Annotated in this window: 6 protein-coding genes and 4 pseudogenes; 3 read left to right on the top strand and 7 right to left on the bottom strand. The window is 46.9% G+C overall.

The features are described from left to right. Nucleotides 1–75: 75 nt before the first annotated feature. Nucleotides 76–1,004: pseudogene (locus NOM06_RS20495) on the top strand (IS3 family transposase); the annotation flags it as partial. An 85-nt stretch (nucleotides 1,005–1,089) separates the two neighbouring features. Here NOM06_RS20495 and NOM06_RS20490 read toward each other — a convergent pair. From NOM06_RS20490 to NOM06_RS20480, 3 genes and pseudogenes are all read right to left on the bottom strand, one after another. After that, complete coding sequence (locus NOM06_RS20490) at nucleotides 1,090–2,124, bottom strand: IS110 family transposase (RefSeq protein ID WP_255912989.1); 1,035 nt, start codon at nucleotides 2,122–2,124, stop codon at nucleotides 1,090–1,092. Between the two features lie 299 nt (nucleotides 2,125–2,423). Further along, the gene (locus tag NOM06_RS20485) at nucleotides 2,424–3,458 is read right to left on the bottom strand and encodes an IS110 family transposase (protein ID WP_255912987.1); all 1,035 of its coding nucleotides are present in this window, start codon (nucleotides 3,456–3,458) and stop codon (nucleotides 2,424–2,426) included. 76 nt (nucleotides 3,459–3,534) lie between these two features. Further along, nucleotides 3,535–4,498, bottom strand: a pseudogene (locus NOM06_RS20480) (IS481 family transposase). Nucleotides 4,499–4,622: 124 nt separating this feature from the next. Here NOM06_RS20480 and NOM06_RS20475 point away from each other — a divergent pair. Continuing rightward, a pseudogene (locus tag NOM06_RS20475) lies at nucleotides 4,623–4,934 on the top strand (transposase); the annotation flags it as partial. 156 nt (nucleotides 4,935–5,090) lie between these two features. Here NOM06_RS20475 and NOM06_RS20470 read toward each other — a convergent pair. The 3 genes from NOM06_RS20470 to NOM06_RS20460 form a co-directional block, all read right to left on the bottom strand. Then, nucleotides 5,091–6,053: a hypothetical protein gene (locus NOM06_RS20470; RefSeq protein ID WP_255912986.1), complete on the bottom strand. Its 963-nt coding sequence runs from the start codon at nucleotides 6,051–6,053 to the stop codon at nucleotides 5,091–5,093. A gap of 255 nt (nucleotides 6,054–6,308) precedes the next feature. Next, nucleotides 6,309–7,082 (bottom strand): hypothetical protein, encoded by a 774-nt coding sequence (locus tag NOM06_RS20465; RefSeq protein WP_255912985.1) that lies wholly within the window; start codon nucleotides 7,080–7,082, stop codon nucleotides 6,309–6,311. Nucleotides 7,083–7,109: 27 nt separating this feature from the next. Next, a complete protein-coding gene (locus NOM06_RS20460) occupies nucleotides 7,110–9,239 on the bottom strand; it encodes an inverse autotransporter beta domain-containing protein (protein ID WP_255912984.1) in 2,130 nt (709 codons plus the stop codon). Between the two features lie 307 nt (nucleotides 9,240–9,546). On the opposite strand from NOM06_RS20460, the pseudogene NOM06_RS20455 reads away from it, so the two are divergent. Further along, nucleotides 9,547–9,701: pseudogene (locus NOM06_RS20455) on the top strand (IS630 family transposase); the annotation flags it as partial. A gap of 119 nt (nucleotides 9,702–9,820) precedes the next feature. On the opposite strand, the gene NOM06_RS20450 reads toward NOM06_RS20455, so the two are convergent. Then, a partial coding sequence (locus NOM06_RS20450) for a hypothetical protein (protein WP_255912983.1) occupies nucleotides 9,821–10,018 on the bottom strand: 198 nt, incomplete at its 5' end.

Below are 10,018 nucleotides of genomic sequence, written 5' to 3'. Positions count from 1 at the left end.
TGAGCGTTCACATTGGTCCGGAAATGGTGTTCACGTTGAACCGGAATCGGTGTTCATGATCGGCCGGAATATGCAGAGGAGCGCAATATTCTAAAGGAGGCCGCCGCGTACTTTGCCAGCGAGTCAAGGAAAGGTACGCGTTCATAACCTCCCGACTCGACCGGTATAGTGTCGTTACCCTGTGCCAAACCTTGGGGGTTCACCGAAGTGGCTTCTACGCGTGGCTGAAACAGCCCGTATCGCCACGACAGCGGGAGGACGAACGGCTGATCGGATTGGTCAAACAATCCTGGCTGGAAAGTGGTGCTGTCTACGGCTATCGCAAGATCTATCGCGACCTTCGTGACGCAGGGGAAGCCTGCGGCAAGCACCGTGTGGCCAAATTAATGAGGCGGGAGGGGCTGCGTTCGCAAACAGGCTATCAATGCCGCAAGGGGCGTTATGGGGGTGAAAGCATGCAGGCGGCCCCAAACACGCTGGCACGTCAGTTTAAGGTGCCAGCCCCCAACCTCTCCTGGGTGACTGACATTACCTACATCCGCACTCAAGAAGGGTGGCTGTACCTGGCGGTGGTGCTCGACCTGTTCTCTCGCCAGATCGTCGGCTGGGCGATGAAATCACGCATGACGGCAGACTTGGCGGTGGATGCGTTATTGATGGCCGTCTGGCGGCGCAAGCCCAAGCAGCCGGTACTGGTGCATTCGGATCAGGGCAGCCAGTTTACCGGTGGGGAATGGCAGGACTTTCTGAAGGCTCACAACCTGAGTTGCAGCATGAGCCGACGGGGCAACTGTCACGACAACGCTGTCGCCGAGAGCTTCTTCCAGTTGCTCAAACGGGAGCGGATCAAGCGCAGGATTTACGCGACAAGAGATGAAGCCCGCAGCGACGTATTTGATTATATCGAAATGTTTTACAACCCAATCAGGCGTCATGGTTCCAATGATGGGCTGTCGCCGGTAGAGTTTGAAAGGCAGTTTATTTTTCAGCAACAGAGTGTCTAGAAAACCCGGGGCGATTCAGACGGTACCCGTTTCTTCATCAGTGCCTGCAAACTCAGTAACGTAGATTTTCTAAGCAAATATCAAATTAACTTCCTGCAAAAGCTCTGTTCATACTGAAATCAACCGAGTCAGTTAGTACGCGCCAGATGATCCGAGTTAACTTATTTGCCAGGGCGACAGTGGCTTTCAAGAAGCCACGCCGCAATTCAATTGCCTTCACCCATCTCCCTAAACTGTCATCCCGTTTTTGCACACAACGCATCACCGCTCGAGCGCCATGGATGATCAAGGTCCTCAAGTTACGATTACCGTTCTTGGTCATGGATGAAAGCCGTTGTTTTCCACCTGAACTGTGCTGTCGAGGGACTAAGCCACACCAAGCAGAAAGCTCACGGCCGCTGGAAAACTGGGTGGCATCAACCTCACTGACCACCGCAGCGGCAATCAGTGGCCCGACACCAGGAATGGTCAATAAGTGGTGATAGGCAACCTGCTGGCTGGACAGTTCAGCTAGTTCCTTATCCAAGACATCCATCCGTTCAGTGAGCATCTGCATATCTTCTCGTAACAGGCTCAGTAGTCGGCGAAGCGTGAAGGTTATCATATTGTCTCCGTCTTCAAGCACCTCTGGCAGTTGTTGTTGCAGGCGTTGTAACCCGGCTGGAATAATGACCCCGTACTCGGCAAGTAATGCCCGTAGTTGGTTAGCCAGAGCTGTTCGCTGCTCAACTATGAGCTGGCGAGCACTACGTAACGCCTTGATATCTTGTTGCTCTGTAGTTTTAACTGATACGAAGTGGATCCCTGGTCGGCAAGCGGTTTCACAAATAGCTAATGCATCGTTGGCATCATTCTTCTGGTGTCTTGCAAAGGCTTTGACATGCTGTGTAGGAATGAGTTTTACGTCATAGCCCATCGATATCAGTGTTCGTCCCCAGAAGTGAGATGTTGAGCAAGCTTCCATAGCAATCAGTGTTTGCGGTGGAAACTGGCGCATCGTGTGGAGCAGTTTCTGGCGAGATATTTTACGATTCCAGGCAACAGAACCATCAGCCATCCATACACACACCTGAAAAACAGACTTGGCAATATCGATACCAACTACTTTGATCGTGCTCATGTGGTGCTCTCCCAAGTTGAACGCAGTCAGCCTAAGTATGAAACTGACCACGCTGGGTGGGGGCGTCCATCACATCATTACAGGTTGTGCAAGAACTGAACTGATACGGTTTGCGACCATATATCCGGCGTTATGATGGGATTAACTCCCTCGCCATGATGTCATCCGAGCCTTGCTTCCTTATCACTACACCGGTATATGCATACCCAGGTCTAATTCAGGCTGTTACAAGGACGGTACCCGTTTCTTCATCAGTGCCTGCAAACTCAGTAACGTAGATTTTCTAAGCAAATATCAAATTAACTTCCTGCAAAAGCTCTGTTCATACAGAAATCAACCGAGTCAGTTAGTACACGCCAGATGATCCGAGTTAACTTATTTGCCAGGGCGACAGTGGCTTTCAAGAAGCCACGCCGCAATTCGATTGCCTTCACCCATCTCCCTAAACTGTCATCCCGTTTTTGCACACAGCGCATCACCGCTCGAGCGCCATGGATGATCAAGGTCCTCAAGTTACGATTACCGCTCTTGGTCATGGATGAAAGCCGTTGTTTTCCACCTGAACTACGCTGTCGAGGGACTAAGCCACACCAAGCCGAAAGCTCACGGCCGCTGGAAAACTGGGTGGCATCAACCTCACTGACCACCGCAGCGGCAATCAGTGGCCCGACACCAGGAATGGTCAATAAGTGGTGATAGGCAACCTGCTGGCTGGACAGTTCAGCTAGTTCCTTATCCAAAACATCAATCCGTTCAGTGAGCATCTGCATATCTTCTCGTAACAGGCTCAGTAGTCGGCGAAGCGTGAAGGTTATCGTATTGTCTCCGTCTTCAAGCACTTCTGGCAGTTGTCGTTGCAGGCGTTGTAACCCGGCTGGAATAATGACTCCGTACTCGGCAAGTAATGCCCGTAGTTGGTTAGCCAGAGCGGTTCGCTGCTCAACTATGAGCTGGCGAGCACTACGTAACGCCTTGATATCTTGTTGTTCTGTAGTTTTAACTGATACGAAGTGGATCCCTGGTCGGCAAGCGGTTTCACAAATAGCTAATGCATCGTTGGCATCATTCTTCTGGTGTCTTGCAAAGGCTTTGACATGCTGTGTGGGAATGAGCTTTACGTCATAGCCCATCGATATCAGTGCTCGTCCCCAGAAATGAGATGTTGAGCAAGCTTCCATAGCAATCAGTGTTTGCGGTGGAAACTGGCGCAACGTGTGGAGCAGTTTCTGGCGAGATATTTTACGATTCCAGGCAACAGAACCATCAGCCATCCATACACACACCTGAAAAACAGACTTAGCAATATCGATTCCAACTACTTTGATCGTGTTCATGTGGTGATCCCCCAAGTTGAACGCTGTCAGCCTAAGTATGAAACTGACCGCGCAGGGAGGGGCGTCCATCACATCACTACATCCTGCCCTGATGTGGCCGCTGGGTGTTGTAGTGCTCCAGGTAGCTATCCAGGTCTGTCTGCATCTGTTCTACCGACTCATACCAGGTCGTTCTCCCCTTGATACGGAAGTGTTCATCCAGCAGTGTGCGATGCAGTCGCTCGATAAAGCCGTTGCTCTGCGGCCTGCGCACCTTGGTTGTCCGGTGCTCAATCCCCTCCAGTTGCAGGAACAGCTAGTAGGGATGATGGTCAGGGCGCCCACAGAACTCGCGCCCATTGTCCGATAGGATGGTATAGACCCGAGCCTCATGGGCTTCGAAGAACGGCAGTACCGTTTCCTTGAGCACATGAACCGAGGTCACCGGCAGCTTGCTGGTGTAGAGCCGCCCCCAAGCGTGGCGACTGTAGCAGTCCAGCACGGTTTGCAGATACACCTTGCCAACCCCCTTGAGCGCGCCGACGAAGAAGGTGTCGACCGCCACCAGTTCCCCGGTGTAATGAACCTCAATCTGGCGTTCGCGGAACTCGGGGCTAAAGCGTTCTAACAGGCGAATCTGCTCCTCATTGAGCTCAATGGTCTGCTCCCAGTGGGTTTTTCTCGAGGCGCAACAAGCGGTCATGCTTGGAGAGCAAGTCGTGACGTTGCCACACGCCACGCACACCGCCCGCACTGATGTTGATGCCTTGCAAAGCCAGTTCTTGCGCGACCCACAGCGGGCCATGGGTTGGTCTGGTGAGAGAGTAATCGAGGATGGCCTGTTCAATCTCGGGAGCGACCCGGTTAGGATGAGCCCCTTTACAGCCCGGCAATTTGTCGAGCAAGCCCTCGGCACCATAGATTTGGTAATTACGGCGGATCTCGTAGAACTGCTGACGGCTGTAGCCGATAAGCTTGCAGGCTTTGCTGACGCTATTGAGTTCTTTGGCGAGCTCTAGCAGGCTGAGTTTACGACGTGCTACTTTCTCGTTGGTGGTCATACGGTGACTCCGGATAACACGGTAGGGGTACCGTTTTGTTATCCGGTTTGAAGCCGTATGACCACTCCCTTTTGTGGGCAACTGTCAGGTGAATACCATCTCCATACAATTTGGCGTCTGCCCTCAAACCGCAGCGGTGCTGCTTTCAACGGCTGGCGATAACCCGGAACGGTTAAGAAATGAAGCATCGCTTGTGGCACTTTGTGGGGTTAACCCTTTACCCGCATCTTCGGGAAAGACCGTACGACATCGCTTAAACCGAGGTGGTAACCGTGCAGCAAATAATGCGTTATGGACGATTGCAATGGTCCGGATGCGGGGAGATCCACAAACCCAATCTTACGTCGCACGACGTAGCGCCCAAGGCTTATCTTCGAAAGAGATCCAGCGTTGTTTGAAGCGTTATATCGTCAGGGAACTCTACCCTTTGATCTAGGCCGATTTAGCTGACTCAGCGCAAGCCTGTTGACATAGGAGCGTCAACACCCCGATGGAGCAACTATTTAGGGTATTACCCTCTATGTTCACTACTCCGACACTCCCGCCATTGCAATACCGTCCTAATTTAGGATGCCATGCAAGTCACATTTCTTTACCAGCCGATGCACGTCACATACCGTTTCGCGGAATTAGTAACCCTCTGTGCAAAACCATTAGATGGAACCATGACCCAGTGATAGCCATCATGTTCCAATGCAAAAAAAGAGTGGTTTATCTTGAAATTACTATTTGTATATTTATACAAACGGCCCCATTCCGTGAATAACTTTCCTATACCTCTCAGGGGTCTCCACTCATCGTCTGGATCTTTCCCTAGTGAGTACTCACTTTCGGAGGCCAGCCTACTATTTGAACCAAGGCTCTTACACCAACCGATAGCATCTTCATATGTGACCTGCATATCAGATTGATTAATAAACCAATTATCTAGGGCAAAAGTATAGGTTACTGGCTCCCCCCCCGCCTTCGGTGAGGCAGTGATGGTAACGCTTGATGTATTTCCTTTCCCTGTAAAGGAGACGTGACCGCTGTTATCCACACTAACCCATGAAGCATTGCTACTCCAATCATAAGCACTTGCATCTCCACTAGAGAGTATCAGTGTAAACTCTGCGCCAATGAATCCTGTTTTTGGAAAGCCAACATTTACAGCAAATTTGTGTTCCTCCACCAAAATACTTGAAAAGTAAGGAGGACGAGACTCCGGTGTAATACCGGACGGACTCGTTTGGTTGACATCGCTATAACATGGTTCACTTATGACACAATCAGTACCAGAGTTAGAATTGAGTCTTATCTCATGTCCAACCATCGCATCGGTTACATCTAAATCTGTAGCTCCTGGATTATCCTGAAGATATATTGCATTCATGCACCCAGTATGGGTATTTCCCATATTGCATTCATCATTTCCATTTGGAAGAAAGGTAAAAAAAACATCAGTGCCAGAGAGACTTCCTGCTAACCAGCCTGCAATATGATCTTTGCTATACCAAATAACACGATGTCGATCTATTCGATCGCCATCAAGGTCGCTGGTAGTAAAATTCTTCAAAGTTAAAACGTTACCAGGTGAACAAGGGGATACCTCAGTTCGATCAGTTCTACTTGCTATACATCTTATGTCAAAATCCAGCGTAGGGTAATGCCCCCTAATGAAGCCTGATGGCGGTGATATCACTTCACTAGATATAGCCATCCCCGATACTATTGATAATGCCAAAAACCGCTTGCGAGAAAATGCCATTTAATTTTAGCCCTCGAATATCAAGGGGCCTCATATAAAATTTCAAAGTGAGGCCCCTATCACTTATTTCAATATGAAAATTTTGTCTCCAGCCCCGTCACTAGTAACTTTCACTGCCAACTGGTGTTTCTGTAGTGATTGCAAGTACAGGGTCTGGTTCAAATCAATTGAAGCAGTTGTAACAGGGTCCTCGTTACTAAGCTTCAGCGGTTGATAAGTGCTGACATCATCGCCATCACCAATCAGCCACTCATAAGACTTAACGACGCACGAACTATCACCATCAACGCTAGCGCATACAGGCTCAACTGTTAACGTGTTACCTATGATAGCTTCACCATTAATGGCCGCAGATACCACTGTGTTGGGCTGTGCCAAGGTAATTAGAGGTACTGGATTTGCCGTCCATGATGAAGAGGGTTCAGTATTGTTCTCATCTGTTTTTGTTATGATAGACACCTTTAAAGTCTCACCAGCAACAAATATTTCAGAAGTTAGTGAAATGTTAATGGTTGCACTATTATCGACAGCGACAACATCCTCAGTTTTTACTTCGCTTTCGCCAACAAACCATCTCAGACTGAAACCAGTCACGGGATCTCCATCTGCATCAGAGGCTGATAGCTGAACGCTCACAGTGTCTCCAATGTCATTTGCCCCATTCCCATTAGTATCAACTACTACGGCACCCGGAATATTACCTAATATAGGAGGCCTGCCTACAACTGAAACAGTTGGTTCCGAAAAGGCCGTGGAGACAGCCTTGGCATTTGTCACAATGCATATCGATAAAAATGCCCCAAGGACTAAAAAACGCACGCATTTACTATTTGACATATTAAATACCTTTATCTATTAATATATTTAGATTTTAGTATGCTTTGCAACGAGTCGTGGAGGGACTACAGTTGTTTTTGCATTTACACCAACCCGTATTCTCCTGCGTTGATATTCTGGTTTAACTACTAATTGTTGTAGATTCTCCCCCTTAATGTCTTCAAATACACCGCTCTCAGGATTGGTTTCGATTTGCCACAGGTACCCATCCAATGGAGTTGTACATATGGTTTGACACTCAAAGTGAGCTCTCAAGACGGCTCCACTCAAAGCTTCGCCGACAATGACGACTTTAACGCCATCACTTATATTGACTCCAGCTAAAGTAACATTTACTCTGCCGACTGCTGAATGATCAGAAAAGTCAGGGTCAGTTGAATTTACTATCAGCATTCCTTTGGCATTATTATCCATACCATCCGACGATAGTAGTGTCATGCGCACCACATTAATCCATGTACCGTCTGAATTCTCATAGCCAGAGAGATTTTCAACAACAACCTGATCTGAGAATGTAGTAGACAAATTGATATTACCAGGACTTACAATTACTGATTCATCCCCAAGAGTCCGCTCCATCACCCATTCAACATCAACAGGTTCCCCTTGGATCAATTTGATATTCAAACTTTCATTTATGAAGCGAATACTATTCTTGATACTAGATAAATCTGCAACAACAGTTATAGGAATCATCTCAGATGTCCATGTATTGCCATACTTATCTGTTACCTCCAAGTATAGCTCATATTGTTCTTCTAATTCTGAAACTGACAAGCTAGGGGTTGTTATATGAATATCCTTTTTGGAGGTATCTGTGAGGTCTAGCTGGGCTTGAAGTTTTGGCGATGAGCTATACCAACGAAAGCTAGCTGGTTCCCCCCCAGAAATACTTGGTGATAAATCAACACTGGAACCTGATACAGCAGTTATTGGAGCATGATGAATTTCAATTGGGGTGACTTTTTCCCTATACTCCAGCACAATTTCATTATTACGCTCTATAAAATCATGTCTCATGCCAGCTAACGTTCGTTGCTGTGTAACAAGTTCTGGATTGATCATCTGGTCCCAAGTTGCTCCAATTAGCCACTCGATCCCGAAGGAAATTTTAGTATCCTGCGCCCCTCCACTTCGAATGGAATGCCCCAATTTTGTTGTTAGAAGGGGAATTGGATGCCAACCGATGCCAATGCTGGCTTGCATGGGATTAGAATGGCGCTCAGTATCACTCTTGATTCCGACGTCCGAACCAAAATATTGTTCGAAAGCAAGCTGACCTTCAAACTCAGGATAAGAGGGAAAATACACGTTAGTTCTAAGATCTACACCATAGGCAGGTCGCTCTTCATAATTGTTAAGAGTAGTTGATTCCTTCCAACCACTGACAGGGATATAGAAATTTGAACCCAATTTCATGTTATCTGCCCATAGCTCAGTGCCAACGCTCAAACGTTGGTGTCCACGGGTTATATCGTGGTCATAAAAACCATTAAGGCCATACATGAAAGTATCATTCCAATGTCTATAACCAATACCAAAATTTAGGATGTTGCGCGCATCATCATCATGTTTACCTAAACTATTCATGCTTGATTGAAAAAAAAGAAGATCTTCATCACTTTCCCACAATGGCAGCAATGCCTTTAGATCAAACGTCGGTTCAAATCCATCACCAATAGATATCTTGGATTCTATATGCCCATAATCATCGAGATAGTTACTTATCTGTTTGCTTGCTTCATTTTCAAAAGCAGTACGAAGTCTATTCTGCCAATAGATAATTTCTGAATCTAAGTGATCTGATGATGATTCAATACCGTACTGGCTTCCCAACCGAGACAATTCGCCTGCAATCATTCCTTCAGTATCATCCTCAGTAGTATCATCCTCAGTATCATATATAGTTTTTTTTATCCCAGAGCTAAGTTCGAGGTCAGGTAGCTCATTGACTAAAGCATCATTATTTTCATCTTGAAATGCAAATGGAGCATGCATATGCTCAGCGTTTGCCATAGCTGTTGGCGTTAACGCTAAGAAAATCGGTAGTGCTGCCTGTATGAGAATATTTAGCCACATGTCAAAAGTCACAAATGAGCTCAGAGCAAATCGTTCTGATGATGAATATAAAATCATGTTATGCTGGTCACCCTTCAACTATGAATCTTTGGCTATTAGTCACTGACGACATTGCTGATACCATGCTATGGCATAGGCATGCATTCTAAAACCAATAACAATTGTTACTCTAGAGAATCATATCCAAGCTGATAAGTTGCATGAAAAGTTATGAAATGAATAACTGGGCTGTGTTTTCTAAATGCAAGGTTTCTGTTCACCAACAGTTTCAGTTTCCGTAAGTAACGAAGGCAGAGTGCCAGCAAAGCCCTGTTGCTATAGGCCTTACTGCGGCAAGATGCGCTGGACGCATGCGATAACGGCCTGATGACGTAGGTATGGTGTTGTTAATCACATAAAATGGCTGTGGCACATGTTACATGAACCTATCACGTGCAATCATCAATGCAGTGGAATGGCCAGCCTGCCGACTCAATTGAAACATAGCTCATGTGTACCGTGTCCCTTCCAGGGAATGGCTATGGTACAGCGAAGGTGTAACGCCATTGGGATCAGCTAATTAGTTATAGAACAAAGTGACAAACAAGAATATAAGTTGAAAAAAAGGCCCGCAGAGCAGGCCAAACAACATACCACATACAGATGCACACGGATTTAATTTATAACCCACCAATCTCAAATGCAATATTGAAAATATATGAATAATATAAAATACATATGAAAATTATTGGTGAGTATCCGGTAGTGTAACTGATTGTTACTCTAGGATAGCTGTTCAGCGGCGTTGTTTCCCAAATCGATACCGCCTGAATGGAACTAACTGAGGGCGCGGTGATCTGATCACCACTACCCCCTTC

This window comes from Aeromonas sp. JL9 (assembly GCF_024436075.1).
Classification (GTDB): domain Bacteria; phylum Pseudomonadota; class Gammaproteobacteria; order Enterobacterales; family Aeromonadaceae; genus Aeromonas; species Aeromonas veronii.
Note: the sequence above shows the minus strand (reverse complement) of the source record. Positions and strands in the feature narration are given on the sequence as shown.

Bases quoted from the DNA above. Each gene is read 5' to 3' on its own strand.
- NOM06_RS20490 (WP_255912989.1), bottom strand. From the start codon at position 2,124: ATGAGCACGATCAAAGTAGTTGGTATCGATATTGCCAAGTCTGTTTTT.
- NOM06_RS20465 (WP_255912985.1), bottom strand. From the start codon at position 7,082: ATGTCAAATAGTAAATGCGTGCGTTTTTTAGTCCTTGGGGCATTTTTA.
- NOM06_RS20485 (WP_255912987.1), bottom strand. From the start codon at position 3,458: ATGAACACGATCAAAGTAGTTGGAATCGATATTGCTAAGTCTGTTTTT.